Source organism: Vibrio atypicus (assembly GCF_009811315.1).
Taxonomy (GTDB): Bacteria; Pseudomonadota; Gammaproteobacteria; order Enterobacterales; family Vibrionaceae; genus Vibrio; species Vibrio atypicus.
In genome coordinates this window covers 1-535 of sequence record NZ_BLID01000035.1, presented here as the reverse complement: position 1 = coordinate 535, position 535 = coordinate 1, and the positions used below count along the sequence as shown (strand labels likewise).

The window sequence follows — 535 nt, the reverse complement described above, 5'->3', positions numbered from 1 at the left end:
ATGGTGCGGTCGGAGAGACTTGAACTCTCACACCTTGCGGCGCCAGAACCTAAATCTGGTGCGTCTACCAATTCCGCCACGACCGCGTATCTAACATCATTGAGAGAATTGGTAAAACCTCAACGATACTTCCTAACCAAAGGAAGACTAAAACCAGTTTTAGAACTGATTTTTGAAATAGTGGCAGGTCTACCTGGATTCGAACCAGGGAATGGCGGCATCAAAAGCCGCTGCCTTACCGCTTGGCGATAGACCTGCAGGCATAGTCAAAAGACTATTCAACTTATGGTGCGGTCGGAGAGACTTGAACTCTCACACCTTGCGGCGCCAGAACCTAAATCTGGTGCGTCTACCAATTCCGCCACGACCGCATAAGTTGTTTATTTTAGATGATTTCAAGATGGTGCGGTCGGAGAGACTTGAACTCTCACACCTTGCGGCGCCAGAACCTAAATCTGGTGCGTCTACCAATTCCGCCACGACCGCATCTTGAATCTATCTAAATCATTACTGATTAATTGGTAAAAACCAGTAA

At 47.3% G+C, this 535-nt stretch carries 4 tRNA genes; all 4 read right to left on the bottom strand.

What is annotated here, in order from left to right:
• Window position 1: 1 nt before the first annotated feature.
• Window positions 2-86: transfer RNA gene (locus tag GVO60_RS22200), tRNA-Leu, on the bottom strand.
• A 95-nt stretch (window positions 87-181) separates the two neighbouring features.
• Window positions 182-256 (bottom strand) — tRNA-Gln (locus tag GVO60_RS22195).
• A gap of 30 nt (window positions 257-286) precedes the next feature.
• Window positions 287-371, bottom strand: a tRNA-Leu gene (locus tag GVO60_RS22190).
• Between the two features lie 30 nt (window positions 372-401).
• A tRNA-Leu gene (locus GVO60_RS22185) sits at window positions 402-486 on the bottom strand.
• Between the last annotated feature and the right edge of the window lie 49 nt (window positions 487-535).